This is a genomic window from Actinophytocola glycyrrhizae, assembly GCF_042653545.1.
Classification (GTDB): domain Bacteria; phylum Actinomycetota; class Actinomycetes; order Mycobacteriales; family Pseudonocardiaceae; genus Actinophytocola; species Actinophytocola glycyrrhizae.
On sequence record NZ_JBHSIS010000010.1, the window covers coordinates 209,122 to 236,103 of the forward strand.

The following is a 26,982-nucleotide window of genomic DNA, read 5'->3' on the forward strand; positions in this document are numbered from 1 at the left end:
AGAACCGGCGCGGAGTGTCCGGCGGCACGGGACTCAGCGCGGGCGGAAGGCCGACCCCGTGGTGCCGGTGATGTCGGCGATCCTGCCCACACACCGGTAGACGCCCAGGTCACGGGACACGTCGTCGCTCGAGGGCGGCAGCACCTCGAACTCCCAGCGCTCCGGCCCGTACCGCAGCGCGTCCCCGAACCGCGACGCCAGCAGGGTGTCCATCGAGCACACCTGCTTGACGACCGGGTGCTCGGCCAGCACGTCCTGGTAGGGGTCCGCCACGTCGCCGGGCACCACCGCGATCGCGAAGACCTCCCAGATGTGTCCCTGCTCACAAGGGAGCTTCCGGATGCTGTTGATCTCCCCGTTGATCATGACCCACCCGGACCAGCACTCGGCCTTCCGCACGCACTGGGCCTGCCCGTCCGGCACCGCGGCCGCCGGGCAGTCCGCCGTCACGGTCGCGACGCCGTAGATGTCGGTCGACGACGGCGCCGGACTGGTCGTCGTCCCGGCACCGCCGGGCGACCCGGCCGCCTGCTGTGCGCCGTCGGTGTCCCGCAGCGCGAAGTACCAGACCCCGGCCAGCACCAGCACGGCGGCGAGCGCGGCGCCCAGCCAGATCGCGGCCCGGTTCCGCTCCGGCGGCGCGGTCGGCTGCCCGAACGGCGGCGGCCCCGACCGCGGCCCGGGCGGCCCGGGTTGCGGGAAGCCGGGCGGCGGCGTCGAACGGGGGTTGGCGACCGTGACCACCGGTGTGGTCGCCACGTGGCGGGGCCCGCTGAAGCCGGCCACGGTGAGCTGTGACAGGTCCGCCCGCAGCGCGGCCGCCTCCGGGTACCGGTGCGCCGGGTCCCTCGCCAGCCCGCGCCGCAGCACCGCCATGAACTCCGGCGGCACGTCCGGGATGTCCTCGACCGGAAGGTCGTGGCGGCGGATGATCTCCGGCACGCTCAGCTCGCCGTCGTCGGGGTACCGCGGCGGCCGCCCGGCGAGCAGCGTGTAGAGCGTGGCGCACAGCGCGTACACGTCCGACTGCGGCGTCGGCGGCGCGAGGTGGAACTGCTCCGGCGCCGCGTAGGCGGGTGTCAGCGCGGCGAGGGTGACCGACGTGTCCCGGCCGGTCTCCATCAGCGCGGCGAGCCCGAAGTCGGCCAGCCCGACCGTCCCGTACCGCTTGACCAGGATGTTCGCCGGTTTGATGTCGCGGTGCAGCACACCGAGGTCGTGCGCAGCGGCGAGCGCGTCGGCGATCTTCTGGCCGATCTCGGCGACCTCGCGGGGTGCCGCCGGTGCGCGCCGGTCGGCGAGCGAGCCGCCGGGACACAGCTCCATCACCAGGTAGGGCCGGTGGTCGGGCAGCACACCGGCGTCGTAGATCTCGACCACGTGCGGGTGCCCGGACAGCCGTCCCGCGGCACGCACCTCGCGCAGGAACCGGCGCTGGTCACGGTCGTCGAGGATGACGCGGGTGTCGACCTTGAGGGCGACCTCGCGGTCGATCGTGAGCTGCCGGGCGCGGTACACCACGCCGAAACCGCCGCGTCCCACCGCGTCGACGATCTCGTACCCGGGGACGGAGACGGTCACGGTCGGAGAGCGTAGCCGAGCACTGTCCGGGAACGGTGCCTGCCGGAGCACCCCGGCAGGACACCGTCTAGTTTTCTGTGCATGGCCGAAGCCACCGTCCGCCCAGCCGAGCCGTCCGACGCGGCCGGGATCGCCGGGATCCAGCTCGCCACGTGGCGCGCCGCGTACACCGGCCTGCTGCCTGCGGAGGTCCTCGACGGACTGGACGCCGACGAGGCCGCCGCGACCTGGCTGCACACCATCGAACAGGGCCCGGCCAGGGTGTTCGTGGCGTTCGAGGGCCAGTGGTGCGTGGGGTTCTGCGCTGCCGGGCTCGCGCCGCAGGACGATTCCGCCGACGCGAACGGCGTGCCGGTGCCCGACGCCGAGCGGGTCGCGCTGGTCAGCACGCTGCTCGTGGAACCGCGATGGGGCCGCAGGGGCCACGGCGGACGGCTGCTCGCCACGGCGGGCAGTGCGATGCTGGCGGCGGGTCTGGCCCGCGGGATCACGTGGGTCGCCGAGGCGGACAAGGCGTCGCTGGGGTTCTGGGAGCGAGCGGGATGGGTCGTCGACGGAACTGTGCGTACATTGGACGCAGGTGGCACACCGTTGCGTGAGGTGCGCCTGACGGGCACGCTCCGCTTCGAACTGGAGGACTGAGCGTCACCGCCGGAAGAAATCCGATACAACCGTCCGGGCTCGCGCGACGTCTCAGTGGTGGGCGACCGTTCGCCCCGAGTCCGCTCCGGATCCCCCGGCGGCTCAGGTACGCTGCATGCCGTTTCTCGACCTCGGCTGGAGGTTTGCTGGTGATCGCTTGGCTCGGACTGGCGCTCGGCGTCGCCTTCGGGTCCGCGCTCCTGCCGCTCGTGAGCATCGAGATCTTCCTGGTCGGGCTTGCCATGCAGCAGCCGCACATCCCGTGGCTGTGCCTCGGCGCGACCGTCGCGGTCGGCCAGGTCGCGGGCAAGCTGCTGTACTACTACGCGGCGAAGGGCACGCTGCGGCTGCCCGCGTTCATGCACCGCAAGGACAAGGTGGAGACCCCGCGCAAGGTCGCTTGGCGGCGGCGCACGAAGCGGTTCCGCATGTGGGTCGAGTTCCTGCGGGAGAAGTGCCACCGCCACCCGCGCTGGATGGTCGGGACCTACGGGATCAGCTCGGTGATCGGCCTGCCGCCGTTCATGGCCACCTCGGTGCTGGCCGGCATGGTGCGGATGAGCCTGTCCGCCTTCCTGAGCGCGGGCCTGATCGGGCGCTTCATCCGGTTCAGCATCGTCGCCGCGTCACCGGCCGTGTGCGCGAACTGGATCCTCTGACGGGATGGGGCGACGAGGTCTCCCCCGCCGCCCCACCGTTCACACCAGTGCCTCCTGTTCCTCCGGCACCATCGCCAGCCGCACGTCGTCGGGCCGGTAGTCCAGGCGCGGCACCGCGAACACCGCGGTCGCCGGCCCGGACGGGGTGCGGGCCGCGTACACCAGGAGCCGCCACTCGCCCTCGTCCCAGTGGTCCAGCAGGTCCGAACTGAGCTGCTTGACCACCGACTGGTGGACGGCGCTCTTCAACAGCTGCTGCACGGTCGACTCCAGCGGGACCACGACCTCACCACCCGCCAGCGGGTGGCTCATCCGCAGCCGCCAGCGCCGCAGCGGGAACAGCCAGCGGTGGTCCAGTTCCGGTGACAACGCCGCGAAGACGGCCAGCTCGGCGACGACCAACCCGGCCGTCGCGAGTGGACGTTCGGTCGGCCACCACACGGCACCCGCCGCGGCCGACAGGGAAAGCGCCACCAGCAGCCCGGCACGGACGAAACCGCGGGCCGTGATCGGCGCCTCCTTGTCCCCGAGGCAACCGCACGAGGCGTCCGGCACCTTCACCTTCCCGTAGGCCAGATAACCGAGCATGCCAACGGAAAGCGCCGCCGCCGCGTACGCCTCGACGGCCAGCACGGGCGGCGCCAGCAGGAGCAACCCGATGAGCCCCTCCACCGCGCCGACCGCACGGTACGCGCCGACGGCCCGTTCCTTGCCGGTGAGCCGCGCCAGCACCGACCGCCGCGCCGCGGCGGAAGCGTTGCGGTGCACCAGTTTGAACGCACTCGCCCACAGCAGCACGCCGCCGACCACGGCCTGTTGCGCACTCGCCAACCACTCGATCACGATGTCGGTCCCTTCTAGGCGGCCGCGTAGACCGTGGCGAGGTCGACCTCGTTCGTGTCCGGCCGCCACGCACCGATCACCTGCGCGTGCCTGCCCACCTGCAGCAGCGACAGGTCGCTGACCGCGGGCGTGCTGTTGTAGACGGCAGCGGTGGTGCCGGACACGACGTGGCCGACGATCCGGTCGCCGCGGTGGTCCATGTGCAGCACGCTCCGGCCGATGGAGGTGATGTGCACCTGCAGGTTCACGATGTTCAGCCAGATCGCGTCGGCCGCGAGGGTGCCGTCGGGCATCCGCACGCCGCGCGCGTAGAGGCCGTCACCGACCGTCGCCGCGTCCGATGTGGTCGGTCGCAGCTTCCACACGCTCGTCGCCTTGGTCAGGTGGATCTGGTTGATCGCGCGGTCGGAGTCGGTCACGATCAGCAGCCCGCCCGCGATGCCGGTGATGCGGCCCTCGACGAAGTTCGGGTCGGGGGCACCTGCCTCCACGTCGAGTTTCGTGCTGAGCAGCGGATCGGCGACGGCCTCGGGGGCGACCGTGCCGATCGTCGTCGCGGTGATCACCGTCGCGGTGGTGCCGAGCACCGCACCGGACAGGAAACGCCTACGTCCCAGGATGTCTGACACGGCTCAGCTCCGAATCGTCACGGGCATGACGCCACTGGACAGGTTGCCGATCGCGCTGTACGCCGCGGGCGTCAGGTCGATCAGCCGGTTGGTGGCGCAGTTGCCGCTGCAGCAGGAGCGCTCGCCGCACCACAGGTCGGTCTGCGGCCCGCAGTCGGTGATCCGCACGCCGATCTCCGTGTTGCCGCACAGGTTCTTGACGTAGAACGTGTGCCCGCACGTCCTGCGCAACAGCGTGTCGCCACACTTGTCGGGGCGCGTGATGGCGAAGCAGTTGTCGGACGTGTTCGGCCACGCGCAGTGGCGGCTGCCGGAGCGGCAGTCGCCGCACGCGCCACCGCCGGCGGAGCCACACGGGCCCCAGGCGGCGCCGCAGCAGAACCACGACGCCTCGGCGGTCGTAGGTGCCCTCGGCTCCAGCTGAGCTGAGCTTGCGTAGCGAACATCTGGTTGTGCCATGGTCATTCCCTTCGGGGGATGCCCTGGCCTCCCAGCGATCCGCACACGATGTCGGACCAGTAGGCGAGCAGGGGTGAGCTCGCGCGGGAGCGCGAGCTCACCCTCGTCTCTCGTCTGGCCCTCATCGCGCGACGATCCCGGCAGGGAAGGCAGGGTGGGACTTTCGCACGAACAGACAAGAGTTGGTTAGCTACTGACAGCTCTCGACGCTACTGCGTGATTCCTTGATCACGTACCGGCCAACCGGAGCAGACTCGTGGAGCAAGTGGACCAATCCGGTCACAGTTGGCGTCCACAAGACTGTGATCTGGGACAACACGACGCGACGCGACCGGTTCGCGCAACATTGGTTGATCTTGCTGCGCGAACGGCCGGTGCTCAGAGCGTCAGCACGTTCTCCAGGCCCACCGTCAGGCCGGTGCGGTCGACGACCGCACGCACGCCGAGCAGCACGCCGGGCATGAACGACTTCCGGTCCAGCGAGTCGTGGCGGATGGTCAGCGTCTCACCCTCGCCACCGAACAGGACCTCCTGGTGCGCCACCAGGCCCGCGAGCCGCACCGAGTGCACGCGCACGTCGTCGACCAACGCCCCGCGGGCGCCATCGAGTGCCGACGTGGTCGCGTCCGGGGCTTTGTCCAGCCCCGCCGACGTACGTGCCCCGGCGATCAGCGACGCCGTGTGCGCCGCGGTGCCCGACGGCGCGTCCGCCTTGCCGGGGTGGTGCAGCTCGATGATCTCGGCCGACGGGTAGTACCGCGCCGCGAGCTGCGCGAACTTCATCGACAGGACCGCGCCGAGCGCGAAGTTCGGGGCGATCAGCACACCGGCGGACGGCCTGTCCGCCAGCCACCCGCGCACCGTGTCCTGGCGCTCCGGCGTGAAGCCCGACGTGCCGACCACGCTGCGGATGTCGTGCTCGACGCAGAACCGCAGGTTGTCCATGACGACGTCGGGGTGGGTGAAGTCCACGACCACCTCGGCGCCGACCTGCGTGAGGTCGTGCACCGACTCGTCGGCGTCGATCCGCGCGACGATCTCCATGTCCGGCGCCGCCTCGACGGCCTGGCACACCTCGGCACCCATGCGCCCGCGCGCGCCGAGCACACCCACCCGGATCGTCACAAGATCACCTTACCTCTGAGCGGAGCTTGCGGAGCGCACATCCCTCTGAGCGGAGCTTGCGGAGCGCGCATCGAGCACTTCGGCAGGCACGTCGTCCGGGCCCTCGTAGGGACCCACGAGCGCGGTCGCGACGGGCCGGTCCAGCAGCACGGCCGCGAGCGACGCCACCTCGTCGGCGGTCACCGACTCGATCTTCTCGAGGGTCTGCTCGACGGTCAGGTACTCGCCGAAGCTCAGCTCGCCCTTCCCGATCCGGGACATGCGCGAGCTGGTGTCCTCCAGGCCCAGCACGAGACTCCCCCGCAGCTGACCCTTCGCCCGCGCCACCTCGGCGTCCGAGAAACCTTCCTTGGCCACATCCGCCAGCACCGTGTGCACGACCTCCGCGACCGAACCAAGCCGGTCCGGTTGACAGCCCGCGTACACCGAGAGGTGCCCGGTGTCCGCATAGGACGCGACCGACGAGTACACCTGGTAGGCCAGGCCCCGCCGCTCCCGCACCTCCTGGAACAGCCGCGAGCTCATCCCGCCACCCAGCGCGGCGTTGAGGACTCCGAGCGTCCACCGGCGCGGGTCGTGCCGGTCCAGCGCACGGACACCCAGCATCAGGTGCGCCTGCTCGGTGTCGTCGGTGTGCAGCGCCAGCTCCTGCGGCGCCGCCACCCGCGCCCGGCCCGACCGGGGCGGGACGGGCGTGTGCTCACCGGTGAGCCGGTTTCGCAGCAGACGCCGCGCGTGCCGCAGCACGGTCGCGTGGTCGATGTTGCCCGCCGCGGCCAGCACCATCCTCGGCATCGAGTACCGGCGCCGGTAGAACCCGTTCAGCGCGGTACGGCTCATGCCGGTGATCGACTCCTCGGTGCCGAGCACCGGCCGCCCGAGCGGGTGGTCGTTCAGCAGCGCCGCGCAGAAGTTGTCGTGCAGCAGGTCCTCGGGGTCGTCGTCGCGCATGGCGATCTCCTCGAGGACCACGCTGCGCTCGATCTCCATGTCGCGCTCGGCGAGCCGCGCGTCGAAGACCACGTCGCACACCAGGTCCATGGCCAGCGGCAGGTCGCTGTCCAGGACGTGCGCGTAGTAGCAGGTGTGCTCCTTGGCGGTGAACGCGTTGAGCTCACCGCCGACCGCGTCGATCTCCTCGGCGATCGACACGGCGGAACGTTTCGCGGTGCCCTTGAACAGCAGGTGTTCGAGGTAGTGGGCGGCCCCCGCGACGGACTGCTGTTCGTCGCGGGAACCCACACCCACCCAGATGCCGACCGAGGCCGACCGCACACCCGGCACGTGCTCGGTGATCACCCGGAGGCCACCCGGCAGCACGGTGCGCTTGACCTCGCACCCGCTGTCGGTCCGTTCGAGAACCCGGGTGCCGGAGCTAGCAGCCAACGTGCTTACGCCTCGGCCGGTGCGTCGGTCTTCGGCGCGTCGGCGGACTCGTCCGCCGGCTTCTCGGCGCCCTTGTCGGCGTCCTCCTTGACCGGCACGAGGCTGATCTTGCCGCGCTGGTCGATGTCGGCGATCTCCACGCGGAGCTTGTCACCGACCTTGACGACGTCCTCGACCTTGCCGATGCGCTTGCCGTTGCCCAGCTTCGAGATGTGGACGAGGCCGTCCTTGCCCGGCAGCAGCGAGACGAACGCGCCGAACGCGGCCGTCTTCACCACGGTGCCGAGGAAGCGCTCGCCGATCTTCGGCAGCTGCGGGTTGGCGATGGCGTTGATCAGGTCGATCGCGGCCTCCGCGGACGGGCCGTCCGAGGCGCCGACGTAGATGGTGCCGTCGTCCTCGATGGAGATGTCGGCACCGGTCTGCTCGGTGATCGAGTTGATCATCTTGCCCTTGGGGCCGATGACCTCGCCGATCTTGTCGACCGGGATCTTCACGCTGGTGACGCGCGGCGAGTACGGGCTCATCTCGTCCGGCGTGGCGATGGCCTCGGCCATCACCTCGAGGATCGTGAACCGCGCGTCCTTCGCCTGGTTCAGGGCAGCGCCCAGCACCTCGGACGGGATGCCGTCGAGCTTCGTGTCCAGCTGCAGCGCGGTCACGAACTCCTTGGTGCCCGCCACCTTGAAGTCCATGTCGCCGAACGCGTCCTCGGCGCCGAGGATGTCGGTCAGCGCGACGTAGCGGGTCTCGCCGTCGACCTCGTCGGACACCAGGCCCATGGCGATGCCCGAGACCGGTGCCTTCAGCGGCACACCGGCGTTGAGCAGCGACATGGTGGAGGCGCACACCGAGCCCATGGACGTCGAGCCGTTGGAGCCCAGCGCCTCGGAGACCTGGCGGATCGCGTACGGGAACTCGTCCCGCTTCGGCAGCACCGGCACCAGCGCCCGCTCGGCGAGCGCGCCGTGGCCGATCTCGCGCCGCTTCGGCGAGCCGACGCGGCCGGTCTCACCGGTGGAGAACGGCGGGAAGTTGTAGTGGTGCAGGTAGCGCTTGTGCGTCTCCGGCGACAGCGAGTCGATCTGCTGCTCCATGCGCAGCATGTTCAGCGTGGTGACACCCAGGATCTGGGTCTCGCCGCGCTCGAACAGCGCCGAGCCGTGTGCCCTCGGGATCAGCGCGACCTCGGCGGACAGCTGCCGGATGTCGGTAAGGCCGCGGCCGTCGATGCGCACCTTGTCGCGGAGGATCCGCTGGCGGACCAGGTTCTTGTTCAGCGACCGGAACGCGGCACCGATCTCCTTCTCGCGGCCTTCGAACGTGCCGCCCTCGACCGCGCCCACCTTCTCCAGGGTGGCGGCCTTGAGCTCGTCGATCTTCGCCTCGCGCTCCTGCTTGCCCGCGATGGTCAGCGCCTGGGCGAGCTCGGCGGACACGGCGGCCGTGACGGCCTCCATCGCGTCCGGCTGGTAGGCGGGGTAGGTCGGGTACTCGCGGGTCTCCTTCGCGGCGACCTCCGCCAGGCGCGACTGCGCCTCGCACAGCACCTTGATGAACGGCTTCGCGGCTTCGAGACCGGCCGCGACGACCTCCTCGGTCGGTGCCTTCTGGCCCTCGGCGATCAGGTCGAGCACGTTCTCGGTGGCCTCGGCCTCGACCATCATGATCGCGACGTCGCCGGAGGCGACCACGCGGCCGGCGACGACCATGTCGAAGGCGGCCTTCTCGAGCTGCTCGTGGGTCGGGAACGCGACCCACTGCTCACCGATGAGCGCGACGCGCACGCCACCGACCGGGCCGGAGAACGGCAGGCCGGCGAGCTGGGTCGACGCGGACGCGGCGTTGATCGCCACCACGTCGTACAGGTCCTGCGGGTTGAGCGACTGGACGGTGATGACGACCTGGATCTCGTTGCGCAGGCCGTCCACGAAGGACGGGCGCAGCGGCCGGTCGATCAGGCGGCAGGTCAGGATCGCGTCGGTCGACGGGCGACCCTCACGGCGGAAGAACGAGCCGGGGATCCGGCCCGCCGCGTACATGCGCTCCTCGACGTCCACGGTCAGCGGGAAGAAGTCGAAGTGCTCCTTCGGGTGCTTGGACGCCGTGGTGGCGGACAGCAGCATGGTCTCCTCGTCGAGGTAGGCCACGACGCTGCCGGCGGCCTGCCGGGCGAACCGGCCGGTCTCGAAGCGGATGCTCCGCTTGCCGAAGTTGCCGTTGTCGATCACGGCTGTCGTCTCGTGCACTCCAGCTTGGCTGAAGTCGGTCATGTAGTTGACTCCTCGTTACTCACGGGCGCGTGCACACCCCAGCGGGGGCGACAGGGCACGGAATCGCGGCTACGACGATGCGCGCTCCGCAAGCTCCGCTCATACGAGGCCGGTCTTCGATCGAAGCCCCCGGGGTTCGTATCACCCGGGAACCACTACCGAGGACCGGCGATCTGATCCCCGCACGTGGCGAGCGTCCGCCCTCTTTGTTGTTTCTGTCCGAACAGACGCGGGGGGAGCGGTCAGGTGACCACTCCCCCACGGGGTCCTATCGGCGCAGGCCGAGTCGCTGGATCAGCGACCGGTAGCGTTCGATGTCCACCTTCGTCAGGTAGTTGAGCAGCCGGCGGCGACGGCCGACCAGCAGCAACAGGCCACGACGAGAGTGGTGGTCGTGCTTGTGCACCTTCAGGTGCTCGGTCAGGTCACTGATGCGCTTGGTCAGCATCGCGACCTGGGCCTCCGGCGACCCGGTGTCCTTCTCGTGGACGCCGTAGTCGGCCAGGATGGTCTTCTTCTGCTCGGTGGACAGCGCCACGCGTCGTTCTCCTCGGGTTTGAGATGTGCCGTGTTCGGTGTTCCCCGCTGAGCGGGAGACGGGTGCCGGCCACCACGGACCGCAGCCGGACCCAAAGGACGAGGTTAGCAGGTGGTTCGTTAGCGCTGCGTACCGGGCGCGCCGGACAGCACGACCCGGTCGAGGGCCGTGTACACCGGGCCGTCCGGTGTCGGGTCGCTCCGGTACAGCACCACCTCGCTGGTCAGCCACCACTGACCACGATACCCGTCGAGTGCGGCGGCGGCCCTGGTCGCGACCTCGTTGCCGGCGCGGCCCCGCCGCCACCGCGCGACCGTGACGTGCGGGACGAACGCCAACTGGTCGAGCTGTTGGTCACCGAGCGTGCCGGCCAGCCTGCGCAGCACCGCCGCGTTGTCGCCGTCGAGCGCGTTGACGCCGACCCACAGCACGCCGGGGAACCGGCCCGCCGCCCGCAGCCGCACCCGCGCGGACCGCAGCGACCGCGCGCGTTCCCGGAACCAGGCACCACGCCGGTCGGCGTGCTCGCGGTCGCCGTAGAAGCCGAGGGTGATGTGCCACTGCTCCGGCGGGATCCACCGCAGGTCGGAGTTGGCGGCGCGAACCGCCGCGAGCCGGTCCGCCAGGTCGGCGCGGACCGGGTCCGGCAGTTCGATGGCCGAGAAGAGCCGCACCATGTCTTCTACTGCGGTTGGCCCGCCCTCCGCAGCAGGTCGGCCAGTTCGGGGAACCGCCCGTTCAGCATGGTCGCGGCCGCGGTCAGGTCGTTGGCCTCCGCCACCCGCCGCAGCGCGGCGACGGCCACCCGGTCGTTGCGCCCGATGTCGACGGGCAGATTGTCCCTGGTCACGGACGGACGCGAGGACCGCACCTCCTCCAGGGCACGCATGAGGGCTTCCTTCTTGCCCGCCGCCACGTCCGGCACGAGGATCTTGCGCTCGAGCATGATCAGCCGGGCCAGCACGGCCGGGTTGCCGATCTTCGCCCGGCGACCGCTCATGACCTGGCTCAACATGGGCGCGCTGATGCCCAGCACGTCGGCGAGGAAAGCCTGGGAGATGTCGAAGGCGACGACGAGACGACGGACCCGGTCGCCGAGCGGCTCTCCGTACCACTCCCGCTGCAGCGCGAGGTTGCGCTGGACGATCTTGTGGTCCTCCACGTTGGCTCTCCCCTGGTCCCGCTCACCCTTGACGCTCCGTGGTCGATCCCCGACCTCAGAGCATCTTGCCAGCCAGGAACGCCAAGCGCGGCAAATCCGGACAGCTGTTCGCATCTGCACGGATCACAGGGGGATCACGAGAGCAGGTCGCGAGTCCTCGCCACGTCCCGGTGCATTTCCTCGACCAGGGCCTCGGTCGTGTCGAACCGCGCCATGTCCCGCAGCTTCGCGACGAAGTCGACCGCGACCCGCTGGCCGTAGAAGTCCTCGTCGACGTCCAGGACGAAGGCCTCGACCCGCCGCTCCCGCCCCGAGAAGGTCGGGTTGGTCCCCACGCTGACCGCCGCGACCAACGGTGCCCGCCCCGGTGAGTTCAGCAGGGAGAAGCGCGCCGCGTACACCCCGTCGGCCGGGATGGCCGCGTACCGCGGCGTAGACAGGTTCGCGGTGGGAAAGCCCAGCTCATGGCCTCGCCGGTCACCCCGGACCACGATGCCTTCGAGCCGGTGCGGCCGCCCGAGGGCGGCCTCGGCGGCGGTCACGTCCCCGGCGTTGATGCAGGCGCGGATGTAGGTGGAGGAGAACGTGATCTCCTCCCCCGCGGCGTGGTTGGGCACCGTGACGAGCTTGGCGCCCTCGACGGAGAACCCGAACCGCTGCCCGAGGTGGTGCAGTGTCTCCACCTTGCCCGCGGCCTTGTGCCCGAACCGGAAGTTCTCCCCCACGACCACAGCGGCGACGTGCAGCTTCTCGACGAGGATCTCGTGCACGAACTCGTCGGGTGGCATCTTCGACAGCTCCGGCGTGAACGGCAACACACAGAACGCGTCCACGCCCAGTCTCTCGACCAGCTCGGCCTTGCGCCGAAGCGTGGTCAGCTGCGCCGGATGGCTCCCGGGCCGCACGACTTCGGACGGATGCGGGTCGAAGGTGACCACCACGCTCTTCACACCGCGTTCCTCGGCGAGCGTCACAGTCCGGTGGATGAGTTCCTGATGGCCGAGATGCACCCCGTCAAAGGTCCCGATGGTGACGACACACCGTCCCCACCCACCCGGCAGGTCCTCCAGCCCACGCCAGCGTTGCACAGCCCCAGCCTACGCAGCCGCGAACACCAGCCGACGGCAACTCACCCACCTGTGAGCGCGGCACACCACCACGATCCGCACCACCGCGCCACCCGGCGACACACCACCCGATCCCTGGAAGCCCGGACCCACTGATCAGCAGGATCTGAGCACCAAACGACCACCTCCCATCGGTCTTCCCCCTCGGCCCCACCGCTGGAAGCCGCGGGACGCTACCCGAACCAGGGCAAGGCAACAGCAGTCCCCTCGGCGCCCCGGCCCACCTCACTCCATCCCGGCCCCGGCCGACGGCCCCGACCCGCCGACCTGCCCCTGCCCGGCCTGGCCCCGTGCACCGACCCGCTCACCCGCGATGACAAGCGCAACCAGCAGCCACCGCCTCCCCCTCCGCAGCCGCCGCCGTCCTCTTCACCTCGGCAAGAACCCGCACCCGTTCCTCCGCGTCGATGTAACGTCCGCGAACCACCACGCCGGACAACCTCTGGGTGTTGCGGATCTCGTGCAGCGGGTTGGCGTCGAGAATCGCCAGGTCGGCCGCGTAGCCAGGAGCGACCCGCCCCGTTCGGGCCCCGAGGAAGGCCGCCGGTTCCGCTGTCGAGGCATATAACGCGGCCATCGGCGGGATGCCAGCCGCCACGAACAGTGCCAGCTCGTCGTGCACCGAGAACCCGGGCCACAGCGCCACGGCGCCGGTGTCCGTGCCGGTCATCAGCGGCACCCCGGCCTCGTGCAGGCGGCGCACGGTCCGCAGCCGGTGGTCGAACATCGCGGCCCATGCCGCGTCCTCGGCCGGGGCACGGTCCTTCAGGTAGAACTCCTGCCTCGCCATCTCCTGGCTCGCCAGTGCGGAGGCGGGCAGGTACTTGTTGCGTGGGTCGTTCATGTCGATCGTGCGCGCGAAGTCCAGCCCGCGGTGCATCGCCAGCGTCGGGACCTGGCGGACGCGGCGGCGGGCGAGCTTGCTGTGGAGGTGGCGGCCCTTCACCGGGCTGTAGGTGTGCGCCGCGGCCCACTCCAGCGGATGCAACGCGGCGAACCAGCCCGAATACTCCCCGAGCCCCAGGCGGATCCTCCGGATCTCCGCGCGGATCCACGCCTCCTTCGTGGACGTCTCGAACGGGGTCCAGAACAGGTGCTCGACGCTCGCCTGCCCCAGGTCCGCGGCTTCCTCCAGCGGCACCACGTCCGGGCAGTGGCCCACGAACGGCGCGTCGTGGCGGCGCGCTTCCGCCGCCAGCGCGCGGTAGGCGTCTCGCGGCACCCGCGAGTACACCTTGATGAAGTCGGCACCGCGGGCAATCTCCTCGCGCACCGCCGCGCGGGCCGCCACCGGGTCGCCCACCTGCACGATGTCGACCCAGTCGGGGTTCCAGATGGTCGGTGCGCCGTCGATCATCCTGCTGCCGACCGTGTACCGCGGGCCCAGCAAGGTGCCCGCCTCGATGCGGGTCCGCCATTCACGGGCCAGCGGCGAGCCCGCCATCTCGCGGACGGTCGTCACGCCGTTCGCGACGTACAGACCGCAGTCGATGCCTTCCGCCAGTGCGTGCGTGTGCATGTCCGCCAGGCCCGGGATGACGAACCGGCCGCGCAGATCCACCGCCCGCGCGCCATCGAGCCGCACGTGCCTGCCCACGTCGACGATCGTGTCGCCGTGGACCAGCACCGTCACGTCCGGGAGGACGCGACCCGAGGCCGGGTCGATCACGGTCACGTGCGTGAAAGCGGTGCCGCCTCCACGTCGTTCCGCCATCGCGGGCCGGGCCATGACCACCGTGGCGCCCGCGATGCCGGTGGCGCCCGCGACGAGCATGCCGCGTCGGGAGATGTTCCTTGTCATGCCGGAAATGCTGCCGAAATCCGGCGGCTCGCACACTGCGGAGCACCACCCAGTTCAGGTGGGGATTACCCCACCCTCGAACGGGTTACGAGGTGATCAGGACCACTACCGAGCGTGCCGCGGGGCCCTCGTCGATGGCGAGTGCGATCGCCCTGCCCCCGGGGTCGAAGACCCCGTACGTGCCCTCGATGCCCGCGGCGGGCAGGCGCTGGCCCATCAGCAGCGACTTGGCCTGCCGGTAGGGCACGTCGTGGCGCGGGAAGGCGGCGGCCACCGCCTCGTCGAGCGGCAGCGACAGCACCGGGTTCTCGGCGAGTTTCTCCAGCGTCGTCACCACCCGCAGGTCGAACGGGCCGACGCGGGTGCGGCGCAACGCGGCCAGGTGACCGCCGACGCCGAGGTCCGCGCCCAGGTCCCTCGCCAGGGCGCGCACGTAGGTGCCGGAACTGCACTCGACCATCACGTCCAGCTCCAGACCGTCCTCGCGGCGGGCCGAGAGCAGGTCGAACCGGGACACCTCCACCGGCCGTGCGGCGAGCTCAACCTGCTCGCCCGCGCGGACCCGCGCATAGGCCCGCTTGCCGTCCACCTTGACCGCGCTGACCGCACTGGGCACCTGCTGGATGTGCCCGGTCAGCTTCGCGATGCCGGCCAGCACCGCCTCGTCGGCGACCGCGGACACGTCCGAGGTGGACAGCGTCTCGCCCTGCGCGTCGTCGGTCGTCGTGGCCGAGCCGAGACGGATGGTCGCGAGGTACGCCTTGGTGTCCAGGGCCAGGTGCCCCAGCAGCTTCGTGGCGCGCTCGATGCCGAGCACCAGCACACCCGTCGCCATCGGGTCGAGGGTGCCCGCGTGGCCGACCTTCCTCGTGCCCATGATCCGCCGCACCTTCGCGACGACGTCATGGGAGGTCATCCCGTCCGGCTTGTCGACGACGACGAGCCCTGGCGGGACGGTGACACGTTGTTTGGCGGCTGCGGGTGACACGGTCGAACATCCTGACACGCCGCCACCACCGGCAGTCCGCCCACCCGGCAGTGCTTTCGCCCACCCCTGGCGGTCCGTGTACCTTGTACACATTGATGTACTACGTACACATCTTGATAATCTGCGTCCAACATGAACATGGATGTGGTGTGGTCCGAGGAACCCGCGTCGCGACACCGGGAGCCGCTGAGCCGCGAGCGGATCGTGGCGGCGGCGACCGAGCTCGCGGACGAGGAAGCGAGCGGCGAGGTCACCATGCGCACGCTCGCCAGCAGGCTTGGCGTGCGCAGCCCGATGGCGCTGTACCGCTATGTCGGCAGCAAGGACGGCTTGGCCGACCTCATGGCCGACCACGTGTACGGCCTGTTCGCGGTGACCCGCGGTGAGGGCTGGCGGCCGGCACTGCGCTCACTGGGCGGCTCCGGCTGGGCCGCGGTGCGCAGGCACCCGTGGTTCGCGCGGCTCGCGTTCAGCCGCCCGCCGCTGGGCCCGAACGCGCTGACGGTCCAGGACGCGGCCCTGGCCGAACTGGCGCCACTGGGCCTCCCGGCCGCGACCCGGATGGGCTTCGTCAACACCGTGCTGGGCCACGTACTGGGCTCCGGGCTCACACTGCTCGAGGAGCAGACGATGCGGGTGCGCGCGGGCATCACATCCGAGGCGGACATGGCGGTCACAACAGAGCCCTATCTGCCGCGGATCGCGGAGTCGGGCAAGTACCCGCACTTCAGCGAGTGGGCCGCCGACCCGGACCGGCTCGCCGCACAGCCCCAGGACTTCGACACCATTCTCGAGTGGCTGTTGTCGGGTCTTGCGACGATGACGAATGGCTGACCTGGCCTACCCGGCCGACCTCACGGACGGCACGGTCCGCCTGCGCCCATGGACACCCGGCGACCTCCCCTGTATCGAGCAGGCGGCGACGGATCCGCGCATCCCCGAGAACACCTCGGTGCCCGCCCGCTACTCGCCAGAGGAAGGGCTGGCGTTCATCCACCGGCAGCACCAACGGCTCACGTCTGGACAAGGCGTGTCTTTGGCCATCTCGCACCACGCCACGGGTGAAGCGCTCGGGCTGGTGATCCTCCAACCCCGTCCGCAATCGGGAGTGGCGGGGCTCGGCTACTGGGTCGTACCCGCGGCCCGGCGGCACGGCCTGGCAAGCCGCGCGGTCGGGCTCATGACGGAATGGGCGCTGGGCCGGTACGCGCGGATCGAGGCGTGGGTCGAGCCGGGCAACGACGCCTCGCGGTACGTGTTGGCGGAGAACGGCTTCCAGTGCGAGGGGGTGTTGCGCAGCTTCCTGGTGATCGGCCCACGGCGAGCCGACATGCTGGTCTACTCGAGGATTCGCGACTAGTTGGTGTTGGTGGGCGACTCACCTTCGCGGCACCACGCTCCGTGAAGCCAGTCAACACAGACTCTGCCGGACCCTGACTCGCGGATTGGCTGCCTTGCCGGAGTTTGCGGATCAATCACCTAGGCCGACGCCAGGTCCCACGAACGGCGGCGGATCTGCACGGGAACCTCCTCGCCGCGGGACGCCGCGTCGAAGACCGCCGCGCGGGCGCGGCGCCACCAGACCGACGTCCGCCACAGGCCCAGCACCAGCACCGCCACCACGGACAGGAACGCGATCCGGAACGCGGTCGCCGGGGCGGCCGTCCCGGCCACGTCCAGCAGCAGGCCGACGGCCAGCGCCGACACCGTGATCGCCACGAAACCGCCGACGTTCACCACACCCGTCGCGGTGCTCACGCGGCGCAGCGGGTTGTAGTCGCGGGCCAGCGCGAACCCGATGGTCGACGCCGGTCCGCCAACGGAAAGGAGACCGAAGCCCGCCACCAGCAACCACAGCGGCACCTGCCCACCGGGCCAGCCCAGCAGGACCGCCCACACCCCGAGCGCGGCGACGAGGTAGCCGACCACCATCGGGATGCGCCACTCCGGGTGGCTGCTGACCACCGTGCCCACCACGGGTCCGGTCAGGATCGCGCCCACCACCAGCAGCGACAGCAGCAGGCCCGCCGTCGCCGCGCCAAGGCCCTGTGCCCGCACCAGGTACGGGAAACCCCAGAGGAGGCCGAGCATCGCGGGAGCGAACATGGTCGAGAAGTGCACCCAGAATCCCAGGCGGGTGCCCGGGGTCCGCCACGCCTGGCTCACCTGGGTGAGCACCGTGCGGAGCGACTCGGTGCGGTCGACCGGTTCGGGGACGACGCCGACCGGGTTGTCGCGCACGCGCAGCACCAGCACGACCGAGTACAGGGCGGTCGCCGCGCCCGCGACGGCGAACGTGGCGGTCCAGCCCGCGTTCGCGAGCAGCAGCGACAGCGGGACGGTCGAGATCAGGTTGCCGAGCGCGCCGAGCGCGGTGGTGAACGAGGCGACCGCGGCGTACCGCCGTGCCGGGAAGTGCGCGGCGACCAGGCGGAGCACGCTGACGAACGTCATCGCGTCGCCGACGCCGAGCACGGCGCGGGCGACCAGACCGAGTGGATAGGAGGCGGCGAACGCGAACAACAGCTGCCCGAGACCCATCAGCACCGCGGCGACCGTGAGCACGCGGCGCGCACCGTAGCGGTCGACCAGCATGCCGGTCGGCACCTGCATCAGCGCGTACACCCCGACCTGCAGCACCGTGAACGTGCCAAGCGCGGCCGGGCCGAGACCGAACCGCTGGCTCGCCTCCAGGCTCGCGACGCCGAGCGAGGTGCGGTGGAACACCGCGGCCAGGTAGACCAGGACCGCGGTCCCCCAGATGATCATTGCCCTTCGGTGGTGCTGCGGGGCCAAAACTCTCCGTTCGCGTGGTCGGCGGGGTGTGTCCACCCAGGTACAGCGCCGCCGGCCAGGAAATCGTTAGCCAGGCTAAGCGTGCCCTTCACCACACCGTTACACGCGGACGGCACCCACCACTGCCCACCGGCCGGACCGGGCCCGCCAAACCACGGTGCCCAACCGCACCACCATGAACACCGACAGTCCGGTCCAGATGCCGGCGAGGCCCCAGTCGAACGCGAACGAGAGCCACACGAACGGCAGGAACCCCGTGACAGCGGCGAAAATCGTCGCCGTGCGCAGGAACGCCGCGTCGCCCGCGCCCAGCAGCACACCGTCCAAAGCGAACACGACGCCCGCGATCGGTTGCAGCGCGACGAAGAACCACCACGCGTGCGGTATCTCGCCGAGCACTGCGGCGTCCGAGGTGAACACGTGCGGCAGCACGCCGGCGAGTGCGGCGAACACCACGCCGAGGGCGCACCCGAACACCAGCCCGTACCCGGTGACCTGCCAGGCGAGGCCACGGGCCCGCCGGTCGTCTGCCGCGCCGAGCGCCGCGCCGACGAGCGACTGCGCCGCGATCGCCAGCGAGTCGAGCACCAGCGCGAGGAACGTCCACAGCTGCAGCACGATCTGGTGCGCCCCGACGGCGGCCGTCGAGTGGTGCGCCGCGACGGTGGTCGCGGACACGAAGCACGCCTGGAACGCGAGGCTGCGCAGGACGAGGTCCCGGCCGAGCGCGAGCTGCGCGCGCATCTTCGCCGGTTCCGGCCGCAGCGGCACGCGTTCGGCCCGCAACGCGCCGAGGAACAGCGAGGCGCTGATCACCTGTGCGGTGACGTTGGCGATCGCGGAACCCTCGAGCCCCCAGCCGAACTCGTACACGAAGAGTGGACACAGCAACGCCGAGATCCCGTTGCCCGCCAGCACATAACGCAATGGGCGACGGGCGTCCTGTACGCCGCGCATCCACCCGTTGCCCGCCATCGTGACGAGGATGAACGGCGTGCCGAACAAGGCGATGCGCAGCCAGCTCACCGCGGCGTCGGCCACCTCCCCCTGCCCGGCGAGGAGCTCCGCGATCGGTATCGCGAGCGCCTGGCCGGCGGCCACGAGCACGAGCCCTACCGCGAGCGCGAGCCAGGTCGCCTGCACACCCTCGGCCACCGCCTCTGCTCGGCGGCCCGCGCCGTGCAGGCGGGCGGTACGGGCCGTGGTGCCGTAGGACAGGAAGGTCAGCTGCGTCGAGACCTGCGCAAGCACGATCGCACCGACGGACAGCGCACCGAGCGGCACCGCCCCGAGGTGACCGACGACGGCGGTGTCGACCAGCAGGTACAGCGGCTCGGCCGCGAGCACCCCGAGAGCGGGCACGGCGAGGCCGAGCACCTGCCGCGGGCTCGCCCGATCCACCACCACAACTCCAGTAAGGTGTGCTTCAGATTTTCGCCCCTGACGGTAGCCGTAAGGACCGCCGATGGACAACGCCGATTACCTGGATGTGGCGCTCAGGTTGACCAACGCCACACTCGACGACGTGGCGGACCTGCGTGCGGCCCTGCACGAGGAGCCGTGGTGGTCCTCCCGCGCGGGTGAGGACGACCTCGTCGCGCTGCGCCCGGTCGCCGAAAGGCTGCGCAGAACGCTGGCGTGCGCGGTGGCGGGCGACAACGACGGCGTGCTGACCGAGATCAACGCGCTGCTGGTCACCCACCCGCCGGGCCCCCGCCTGTCGGCGGGACACACGGCCGAGCCGAACTGGCACATCCACATGGCCGACCCGGACGCCTCCCCGGCGACAGAGGTGGCGGCCGCGGCGGCGTGGGGCATCGCACACGGCGTCGTCCACCACGGGCTGAGCCGGTGGGGCCACTGCGGCGCGGCGGACTGCGACAACTACTACCTGGACACGTCGACCAACCGCGCCAAGCGGTTCTGCTCGCCGCGCTGCGCGAACCGCGTGCACGTGGCCGCGTTCCGCTCCCGCAGGAAGGCGGACTAGCGACCGGCCCCGGACACGGCGCGTGCCCATGAGGCGCGCGCCTGCCGGACACCCGACTGCGCCGCCCGACCGCCGCTCGACCCGAGACCGATGCCCTGAAAGGCGCGTTCAGGACGCTGAGCGCCCTGAACGGCCCATTCGCGACACCCCCTGACGGTGGCGCAAGCCCGGCCCCAAAGGGGCTCCCCGCCACCCCCGAGACCTGCCCGTCCGGCGAGGACAACCCACAACGCGAACCGGAGCCAGGCAACGCACCCGACCGAAAACCGGGTGGATCGGCAACGCGGCCAGCGGGAAGCTGGGCCGTCGAATCATGTGCCGGATTTCCGGCGCGGGACATTAGGTCAGGATGACCGAGCGGTCCAGGTTGCGTGGCCGGTCCGGGTTCAGGCCGCGGGCCGCCGCGACCGCCTCGGCCACGCGGTGGGCGCGGACCAGGGACACCAGTGGGTCGCCGTTCGACAGTTCCATGTGGGCTCCGGTGCGCCGCACCTCGTCGACCAGGCCCGGCGGCGGGGCGCCGAAGACCCACACGACCCGGCCGGGGGCGGCGATGGAGATCGGGCCGTGGCGGTACTCCATCGCGTAGTACGACTCGGTCCACGACTGGGTGGCTTCGCGCAGCTTCAGTGCTGCCTCGTTGGCCAGGCCGATGGTCCAGCCGGTGCCCAGGAACGTCCACTGGGTCGCGGCGGGCAACTCCTGCGGCAGCGGCGTCGCCAGTTCGGTGGTCGCCTCGGCGGGCAGGCCGTTGAGCTGCTCCCCCAGCGCCGTGCGCAGCAGGACCAGCGCCGCCGTGGCGAAGCGGGTCTGCACCACCGACTTCTCGTCGGCGAACTCCAGCGCCACCACCTCGTCGGCGGCGTCGGAGATCGGGGTCGCCGGGTCGGCGGTCACCGCCACCGTCGGCGCCTGCGTGCTGGCCAGCGCGGCCAGGACCTCAGTCGTCGTGCCGGACCTGGTCAGTGCGACCACCCGGTCGTACCCGCGGGCGGCGGGGAACTCGGAGGCCGCGAACGCGTCGGTTTCGCCGTGGCCCGCCGCCTCGCGCAGCGCCGCGTACGCCTGTGCCATGTAGTACGACGTCCCACAGCCGATGACCGCCACCCGCTCCCCCGAGGCCGGCAGCGCCGTGGTGGACACGGTCAGTGCGCGCTCCCACACGGAGGGCTGGCTGGCGATCTCGTCCCGCAGGTACGTCATGAACCACTCCCCTGTTGCGTGAATTTGCTCGTTTCATCATATCTTCGCGCATCTTCACGCAACGCCTTGTGGCGGCAAAAGCCCGGGACCAGCGATGGCCCCGGGCTTTCGCGGAAGACTGGCTCAGTCAGGCAGCCGGTCGCCGGTCTCGGCGTCGAACAGGTGCACCGCACCCGACTCCGGGACCAGGCCGACCTTGTCGCCGCGCTGGAACGCGGACATGCCCGGCGCGCGGACGGTGATCGAGGGCGGCGCGGTGTCGGTGTCGGCGGTCTCGTCCGTCGCCAGCTGCGGCGCCGAGGTGGAGCAGTACAGGAACTGCTCGGAGCCCAGCTCCTCGACGACCTCGATCGTCGCGGAGACGCCCTCGCCCGCCGGCTTCAGCGTCCAGCCTTCCGGACGGATGCCGACGACCACGTTCTTGCTGGTCAGCGCGGACCGCTGTGCCGGGGTCAGCGGGATGGCCTGCCCGCCGATGACCGCGCCGTCGCCTTCGACGGTCGCCGCGATCAGGTTCATGGCAGGCGAGCCGATGAAGCCAGCGACGAACAGGTTCTTCGGCTTGCCGAACAAGCCCATCGGGGTGTCGCACTGCTGCAGGAGGCCGTCCTTCAGCACCGCGACCCGGTCGCCCATGGTCATGGCCTCGATCTGGTCGTGCGTCACGTAGATCGTGGTGACGCCGAGCCGCCGCTGCAGCGAGGCGATCTGGGTACGGGTCTGCACCCGCAGCTTCGCGTCGAGGTTCGACAGCGGCTCGTCCATGCAGAACACCTGCGGGCGGCGCACGATCGCGCGGCCCATCGCGACGCGCTGGCGCTGACCACCGGAGAGCTTGGCCGGCTTGCGGTCCAGGTACGGCTCCAGGTCCAGCAGCTTCGCGGCCTCGAGCACGCGCTCCGCCCGCTCCGCCTTCGGCATCTTCTTGATCTTGAGGTGGAAGCCGATGTTGTCGGCCACCGTCATGTGCGGGTACAGCGCGTAGTTCTGGAACACCATGGCGATGTCCCGGTCCTTCGGCGGGAGGTCGGTGACCTCGCGCTCACCGATGCGGATCGCGCCCTCGTCGACGCCCTCCAGGCCGGCGAGCATGCGCAGCGTGGTCGACTTGCCGCAGCCGGAGGGTCCGACCAGCACGAGGAACTCGCCGTCCTCCACCTCGAGGTCGAGCTGGTCGACCGCGGGCCGCTCCGTGCCCGCGTAGTAACGGCTCGCGCCGTCGAAGGTCACTGTCGCCATGGTGATCCTTTCCATCCGCCGGTCAAGAGACCGCACCACGTTGTCGGCCCGGTCGACTGTGTCTGATGCTCGCTCCGCGAGCTCCGCGAAACCGGCGCGCGAGCATAATCTAGAGCAACAAACAACTGAACACCACGATTCAGAATCACGAATTCACTTCACCCCGCCCGCGGTGAGGCCGGAGACGAGATGCTTCTCGATCATCGCGAACAACGCGACGACCGGGAGGATCCCGATGATCGAGACGGCGAACACGTACTGCCACGCCGACTCGTACTGCCCGATGAACCTGGTCAGCGCCACGGTGAGTGGCTGGTTGGTGTCCGTCGGCAACAGGATCAGGCTCGCCGCGAACTCGTTCCAGCACGCGATGAACGTGAAGATGATCGCCGTGACGATGCCCGGCCACACCAGCGGCAGCATGATCTGCCGCATGGACTGGCCGCGCGAGCAGCCGTCCAGCCAGGCCGCCTCCTCGATCTCCTTCGGCACGGTCGCGAAGAAGCTGTGCATGATCCACACCGCGAACGACAGGTTGAACGCCGCGTTCACGAGGATCATCGCGAGCCACGTGTCGTTGATCTCCAGCGAGACGAACTCGCGGAAGAGTCCCGACGCGAGGACGGTCGGCTGCAGCATCTGCGTGACCAGCACGAGCAGCATGAACGGCAGCTTGAGCCGGAAGTTGTGCCGCGCGGTGTAGTAGGCGGCCGGCAGGGCGGCCAGCAACGCGAGCACGGTGCCGCAGAGCGAGATCACGACCGTGGACAGCAGGTTGTGCGGCAGCGGCGTCTCCGGCGTGCCCCACATGGTGACGAAGTTGTCGAACTTCCAGTCCGTCGGCAGGTACTCCGGAGGCACCTTCAGGATCTCCTGGCGCGACTTGAACGCACCGGAGAGCATGATCAGATACGGGGCGAGGAACACCAGCGCGACGATCCCGCCGACGATCGTGAGCCCCCAGCGCCTGCGGTCCCGCTTGCGTGGCGCGGTGGCGCGCCCGGTGCCCGCGATCGTCGTGGGCGGATCGAGCACCGCGCCCTTCGTGGCGACCTCACCCCGCGTCGATGGTTCGCTCGCGAGCTCACTCACGCCGACACCTCCCGCATGGGTTTGACCACCTTGAGGTAGACACCGATCACCACGATGATCACGGCGAAGTTGACCACCGACAGAGCGCTGGCCGTGTCGATCTGCCGGTCGTTCTGGATGAGCTTGAACATGAACGTGGTGGTGGTGTCCGCGTCGTTGCCGGGTATCGAGCCGGTCATCGTCTTGAGGATCGGCAGCGAGTTGAACACGTTGATGATGTTGATGATCGCGGCGACCGCGAGCGCGGGCCGCAGCATCGGGAACACCACCCGCCAGTACGTCTGGACCTTGCCCGCGCCGTCGATGGCGGCGGCCTCCAGCACGTCGTGCGGGATGGTCTGCAGCCCGGAGAGCACCACGAACGTCGTGAACGGCACCGAGACGAACACCGCGACCGCCATGGCGGACAGGAAACCGGACGTCGCGTTCTTGAGGAACCCGTACGGTTCGTCGATCAACCCGACGTCCACGAGAAGGCGGTTGATGATCCCGTAGAACGGGTCGAGGCCGTAGACGAACACCGTCGAGGTCATCACGACCGACGCGGCCCACGGCACGATGATGACCATCCGCAGGACTTTGCGGCCGGGGAAGCGCTTGTTCAGGAACTGGGCGAGGACCAGCGAGACCAGCACGGTCGCCAGGACCACCCCGACGGTCCACACCACGGTGTTCGTGAGCACCGTCGACAGCGGGTCGAGCCCGAACACGCGGACGTAGTTGTCGAGCCCGGCCCACCCGCGGTCCTTGCCGAACCGGGACAGGTCGCGGAACGACGTGTAGATCATGTAGCCGGCGGGGAAGATCACCACCCCGACGATCAGGACCAGCGCAGGCGCCAGCCAGGGAAGTGCCTGCAGCGTCGACTGCTTGCGCGCCTGCCGCCGCAACGCCTTGTTACGTGCTGTTGCCACCCGAGCGTCCTCCTGGGTACCGGTGCGGGGCCCTGATCAGCAGGGCCCCGCGCCGGGCGTTTCTTCGTGGTACGCCGCTCAGCCCTCGGCGTCCGCCTTGGCCTGGATCGACTTGATGACCTCGTCCACCGACTTGGTCTCGATCTGGCCGACATCGGACTTGAACGCACCGGAGGTCTGGCCCCACGCCGGGTTGGTGGCCGGGTAGAACTTCGCGTCCGGCAGCGACTCGAGGAAGATCTTCAGCTCCGGCTTGGCCGCGGCCGCCTCGGCACCCGACTTGGTGGCCGGGATGAAGCCCTCGTTGTCGTTGAACTTGACGTAGTTCTCCTGCTGGTAGAAGAAGTCCAGGAACTTGGCGATCGACTCCTGCTTGTCCTCGTCCTTGTCGAAGCCGACGAAGTAGTCCGCGACACCTAGGGTGACCGGCTCACCGTCCTTGGTGGGGCTCGGCGCGATCTCCCAGTCCAGGTCCGGGTTCTTCTCGTTGATCTGGCCGACGATCGGCGGCAGGCCCTCGATCATGCCGATCTTGCCCTGGATGAACACGTCCAGCAGCGGGGTGCGGTCGGTCGCGCCGGGGTTCGGCTGGGTGGCACCCTCGTCGATCATCTTCTTCATGAAGGTGAGGGCTTCCCTGGCCTCCGGCGTGTCGATCGTCATCTTGCCGTCCTGCTCCCAGGACGCGCCCGCGCCGTAGGCCCAGATGGACGTCTCGGCCTGCGCCTCCTCGGAGCCGAGCGGCATGCCGTAGCCGTAGACGCCACCGCCGAGCGCGGAGATCTTCTTGGCGGCTTCGAGCAACTCGTCCCACGTCTTCGGCGGCTCGCTGATGCCTGCCTGCTGGAAGAGCGTCTTGTTGTAGAACAGCGCGCGTGTGGAGGCGACCGTCGGCACGCCGTAGGCCTGACCGTCGATCTTGGCGCTGTCGATGAACGCCGGCTCGATGTCGTCGTAGGTCTCCGGGGAGACGATCTCCTCGGCCTTGTACAGCAGGTCGTCGGAGGCATACGCCGGGCCCGCGGCATCCAGCTCCAGGATGTCCGGCGCCTTGTTGTTCTGGATCTTCGTCGTCATGACGGTATAGATGTCGTCCCAGCTCTGGGTCTCGAGCTTGACGTCGATGTTCGAGTTCTCCGCCTCGAAGTCCTCGACCAACTGCTCCCAGTACGGCTTGGTCTTGTCGCCGTAGATGGGTACCAGCAGCTCCAGGCTGACGTTCTCGCCGTCGCCGCCGCCGGAGTCGCTGCCGCAGCCGGCGAGTCCGAGTGCCGCCGCGGTCGCCACCGCGACTGCCATTGTGACGCGCCTCAAGATGTCCTCCGTTTCCGCCTGGCCGGTCCGGTCCGCCTGGCTGGGTCGCTGTCCCGGTCGTTGGGACCCGGAACAGCGATTGGTTTATACCACTTGTTCACCCGAACGCCGCTCATCGTCCCCAAGTGGTTACGAGCGGGATCGGGTCCGCGGAGCTTGCGAAGCGATCACCGGCGGCTGTCGCAACATCTCCCGCACCCGGTTCACGACGTCCTCCGCCGTCCCGGTCGTCGTGAACCCGGCCGCGAGCCGGTGCCCGCCACCACCCATGCCGGCCGCGACGACCCGCACGTCGACCGCGCTCTTCGCCCGCAGCGACCCAGACCACTCGCCGGGTGCCATCTCCTTGATGACGAGCGCGACCTCGGCCTCGCTCGTCGCTCGCAGTATGTCCACGACGGACTCGACCTCCTCCAGCCGCACTCCGGTCATGTCGGCCATGGTCACCGCGGTGTGCACGAGCCCGCGCCCACCCACGGCGGCCTGTTCCAGCTCGGCCCGGCCGAGTACCCGTGCGAGCATCGGCAGCCACGCGAACGGGTGCGCGTCCATCAACTCCCGTGCGAGTACGGCGGGCTCGGCGCCCGCCTCGACCAGGCGGGCCGCGGTCCGGTGGGTGGCCGATGTGGCGCGGCGGAACGAACCGGTGTCGGTCATCAGTCCCGCGTACAGGCAGCGGGCGATGTCCGGATCGAGCGGAATGCCCAGTTCGTCGATCAACGCGAGCACGAGCACGGCCGTCGCCTCCGCCGTGTCGTCGACGACGTGGTGCGTGCCGTACCGGGTGTTGGAGGCGTGGTGGTCGACGACCAGCACCTGCCCGCTCGTGCCGACGCGGTCCGCGAGCCACCCCAGCCGGGCCGCGCTGCCTGCGTCGAGCGCGACCAGCAGCTCCGGGGCAGCCGGCACGTCGGCAGCGGGCACGACCAGCCCGGCGGGGTCGAGGCAGCGCAGCGAGTCGGGCACCTCGGCGGGCGGCCCGAACGACACCCGCACGGTCGCGCCCCGCTTCCGCAGCGCCAGCCCGAGCGCGAGCGCACTGCCCAGGGCGTCCGCGTCCGGGTTGACATGTCCCAGCAGGGTCACGTCGGCCGCGGTCCTGAGCAGGTCCGCGGCCGCGTGAAGATCGGCGGTCAGCACCCGCACAGCCTCACGCAACCTGGCGGTGACGTAAAGAGGTGATGTCATGGCGCTGCGCGGCGAGGAAGTCGACAACCGCAC

The 26,982-nt window shown here is 70.2% G+C and carries 26 protein-coding genes; 5 read left to right on the forward strand and 21 right to left on the reverse strand.

Going from position 1 to position 26,982, the window contains the following annotated elements; all coding sequences use genetic code 11:
- Nucleotides 1-33 precede the first annotated feature (33 nt).
- A complete protein-coding gene (locus ACFPCV_RS22635) occupies nt 34-1,581 on the reverse strand; it encodes a serine/threonine-protein kinase (RefSeq protein ID WP_378058291.1) in 1,548 nt (515 codons plus the stop codon).
- A gap of 81 nt (nt 1,582-1,662) precedes the next feature.
- On the opposite strand from ACFPCV_RS22635, the gene ACFPCV_RS22640 reads away from it, so the two are divergent.
- Nucleotides 1,663-2,223, forward strand: a complete 561-nt coding sequence (locus ACFPCV_RS22640; RefSeq protein ID WP_378058292.1) for a GNAT family N-acetyltransferase — start codon at nt 1,663-1,665, stop codon at nt 2,221-2,223.
- Between the two features lie 149 nt (nt 2,224-2,372).
- Complete coding sequence (locus tag ACFPCV_RS22645; RefSeq protein ID WP_378058293.1) at nt 2,373-2,882, forward strand: hypothetical protein; 510 nt, start codon at nt 2,373-2,375, stop codon at nt 2,880-2,882.
- A 39-nt stretch (nt 2,883-2,921) separates the two neighbouring features.
- Here ACFPCV_RS22645 and ACFPCV_RS22650 read toward each other — a convergent pair whose 3' ends face one another.
- The 12 genes from ACFPCV_RS22650 to truB form a co-directional block, all read right to left on the reverse strand.
- Nucleotides 2,922-3,725, reverse strand: coding sequence for a MauE/DoxX family redox-associated membrane protein (locus ACFPCV_RS22650; RefSeq protein ID WP_378058294.1), 804 nt, complete (start codon nt 3,723-3,725; stop codon nt 2,922-2,924).
- 14 nt (nt 3,726-3,739) lie between these two features.
- Nucleotides 3,740-4,354, reverse strand: a complete 615-nt coding sequence (locus ACFPCV_RS22655; RefSeq protein WP_378058295.1) for a cell wall protein — start codon at nt 4,352-4,354, stop codon at nt 3,740-3,742.
- Between the two features lie 3 nt (nt 4,355-4,357).
- Nucleotides 4,358-4,813: an RlpA-like double-psi beta-barrel domain-containing protein gene (locus tag ACFPCV_RS22660; protein ID WP_378058296.1), complete on the reverse strand. Its 456-nt coding sequence runs from the start codon at nt 4,811-4,813 to the stop codon at nt 4,358-4,360.
- 378 nt (nt 4,814-5,191) lie between these two features.
- Nucleotides 5,192-5,938 (reverse strand): 4-hydroxy-tetrahydrodipicolinate reductase, encoded by a 747-nt coding sequence (dapB, locus tag ACFPCV_RS22665; RefSeq protein ID WP_378058297.1) that lies wholly within the window; start codon nt 5,936-5,938, stop codon nt 5,192-5,194.
- A 9-nt stretch (nt 5,939-5,947) separates the two neighbouring features.
- Complete coding sequence (locus ACFPCV_RS22670; RefSeq protein WP_378058298.1) at nt 5,948-7,324, reverse strand: M16 family metallopeptidase; 1,377 nt, start codon at nt 7,322-7,324, stop codon at nt 5,948-5,950.
- A 5-nt stretch (nt 7,325-7,329) separates the two neighbouring features.
- Nucleotides 7,330-9,597 (reverse strand): polyribonucleotide nucleotidyltransferase, encoded by a 2,268-nt coding sequence (locus ACFPCV_RS22675; RefSeq protein ID WP_378058299.1) that lies wholly within the window; start codon nt 9,595-9,597, stop codon nt 7,330-7,332.
- A gap of 268 nt (nt 9,598-9,865) precedes the next feature.
- Entirely contained in the window at nt 9,866-10,135 is a 270-nt protein-coding gene (gene rpsO, locus ACFPCV_RS22680; protein WP_324919423.1) for a 30S ribosomal protein S15, read from the reverse strand.
- 119 nt (nt 10,136-10,254) lie between these two features.
- Nucleotides 10,255-10,812 carry an RNA 2',3'-cyclic phosphodiesterase gene (gene thpR / locus ACFPCV_RS22685; protein WP_378058300.1) on the reverse strand — a complete coding sequence of 186 codons (558 nt, stop codon included), beginning with the start codon at nt 10,810-10,812 and terminating at the stop codon, nt 10,255-10,257.
- Between the two features lie 5 nt (nt 10,813-10,817).
- Nucleotides 10,818-11,297: an XRE family transcriptional regulator gene (locus ACFPCV_RS22690; RefSeq protein WP_378058301.1), complete on the reverse strand. Its 480-nt coding sequence runs from the start codon at nt 11,295-11,297 to the stop codon at nt 10,818-10,820.
- A 134-nt stretch (nt 11,298-11,431) separates the two neighbouring features.
- Nucleotides 11,432-12,385: a bifunctional riboflavin kinase/FAD synthetase gene (locus ACFPCV_RS22695; protein ID WP_378058302.1), complete on the reverse strand. Its 954-nt coding sequence runs from the start codon at nt 12,383-12,385 to the stop codon at nt 11,432-11,434.
- Nucleotides 12,386-12,728: 343 nt separating this feature from the next.
- On the reverse strand, nt 12,729-14,225 hold the full coding sequence (locus ACFPCV_RS22700) for an amidohydrolase family protein (protein WP_378058303.1): 1,497 nt from the start codon (nt 14,223-14,225) through the stop codon (nt 12,729-12,731).
- 85 nt (nt 14,226-14,310) lie between these two features.
- Complete coding sequence (gene truB / locus ACFPCV_RS22705) at nt 14,311-15,213, reverse strand: tRNA pseudouridine(55) synthase TruB (protein WP_378058304.1); 903 nt, start codon at nt 15,211-15,213, stop codon at nt 14,311-14,313.
- A 132-nt stretch (nt 15,214-15,345) separates the two neighbouring features.
- Here truB and ACFPCV_RS22710 point away from each other — a divergent pair, with 132 nt between their 5' ends.
- Together ACFPCV_RS22710 and ACFPCV_RS22715 are read left to right on the forward strand one after the other, a co-directional pair.
- Nucleotides 15,346-16,047, forward strand: a complete 702-nt coding sequence (locus ACFPCV_RS22710) for a TetR/AcrR family transcriptional regulator (protein ID WP_378058305.1) — start codon at nt 15,346-15,348, stop codon at nt 16,045-16,047.
- Complete coding sequence (locus ACFPCV_RS22715; protein WP_378058306.1) at nt 16,040-16,573, forward strand: GNAT family N-acetyltransferase; 534 nt, start codon at nt 16,040-16,042, stop codon at nt 16,571-16,573. The genes ACFPCV_RS22710 and ACFPCV_RS22715 overlap by 8 nt, the downstream gene beginning before the upstream one ends.
- Nucleotides 16,574-16,692: 119 nt before the next feature.
- On the opposite strand, the gene ACFPCV_RS22720 is transcribed toward ACFPCV_RS22715, so the two are convergent.
- Together ACFPCV_RS22720 and ACFPCV_RS22725 are read right to left on the reverse strand one after the other, a co-directional pair.
- Nucleotides 16,693-17,982 carry an MFS transporter gene (locus ACFPCV_RS22720; RefSeq protein ID WP_378058307.1) on the reverse strand — a complete coding sequence of 430 codons (1,290 nt, stop codon included), beginning with the start codon at nt 17,980-17,982 and terminating at the stop codon, nt 16,693-16,695.
- 126 nt (nt 17,983-18,108) lie between these two features.
- Nucleotides 18,109-19,413 carry an MATE family efflux transporter gene (locus ACFPCV_RS22725; RefSeq protein WP_378058308.1) on the reverse strand — a complete coding sequence of 435 codons (1,305 nt, stop codon included), beginning with the start codon at nt 19,411-19,413 and terminating at the stop codon, nt 18,109-18,111.
- Between the two features lie 61 nt (nt 19,414-19,474).
- Here ACFPCV_RS22725 and ACFPCV_RS22730 point away from each other — a divergent pair, with 61 nt between their 5' ends.
- The gene (locus ACFPCV_RS22730) at nt 19,475-19,999 is read left to right on the forward strand and encodes a CGNR zinc finger domain-containing protein (RefSeq protein WP_378058309.1); all 525 of its coding nucleotides are present in this window, start codon (nt 19,475-19,477) and stop codon (nt 19,997-19,999) included.
- Nucleotides 20,000-20,338: 339 nt separating this feature from the next.
- Here the strand turns inward: ACFPCV_RS22730 and ACFPCV_RS22735 are convergent, their stop codons facing one another.
- From ACFPCV_RS22735 to ACFPCV_RS22760, 6 genes are all read right to left on the reverse strand, one after another.
- Nucleotides 20,339-21,202: an SIS domain-containing protein gene (locus tag ACFPCV_RS22735; RefSeq protein WP_378058310.1), complete on the reverse strand. Its 864-nt coding sequence runs from the start codon at nt 21,200-21,202 to the stop codon at nt 20,339-20,341.
- A 123-nt stretch (nt 21,203-21,325) separates the two neighbouring features.
- On the reverse strand, nt 21,326-22,441 hold the full coding sequence (locus ACFPCV_RS22740) for an ABC transporter ATP-binding protein (RefSeq protein WP_378058311.1): 1,116 nt from the start codon (nt 22,439-22,441) through the stop codon (nt 21,326-21,328).
- A gap of 153 nt (nt 22,442-22,594) precedes the next feature.
- The gene (locus tag ACFPCV_RS22745; RefSeq protein ID WP_378058312.1) at nt 22,595-23,533 is read right to left on the reverse strand and encodes a carbohydrate ABC transporter permease; all 939 of its coding nucleotides are present in this window, start codon (nt 23,531-23,533) and stop codon (nt 22,595-22,597) included.
- Nucleotides 23,530-24,447, reverse strand: coding sequence for a carbohydrate ABC transporter permease (locus ACFPCV_RS22750; protein ID WP_378058313.1), 918 nt, complete (start codon nt 24,445-24,447; stop codon nt 23,530-23,532). Before ACFPCV_RS22750 ends, ACFPCV_RS22745 begins: the two co-directional genes overlap by 4 nt.
- A 78-nt stretch (nt 24,448-24,525) precedes the next feature.
- Nucleotides 24,526-25,746: an extracellular solute-binding protein gene (locus tag ACFPCV_RS22755; RefSeq protein WP_378058314.1), complete on the reverse strand. Its 1,221-nt coding sequence runs from the start codon at nt 25,744-25,746 to the stop codon at nt 24,526-24,528.
- 144 nt (nt 25,747-25,890) lie between these two features.
- Nucleotides 25,891-26,949 carry a DHH family phosphoesterase gene (locus ACFPCV_RS22760; RefSeq protein WP_378058315.1) on the reverse strand — a complete coding sequence of 353 codons (1,059 nt, stop codon included), beginning with the start codon at nt 26,947-26,949 and terminating at the stop codon, nt 25,891-25,893.
- Between the last annotated feature and the right edge of the window lie 33 nt (nt 26,950-26,982).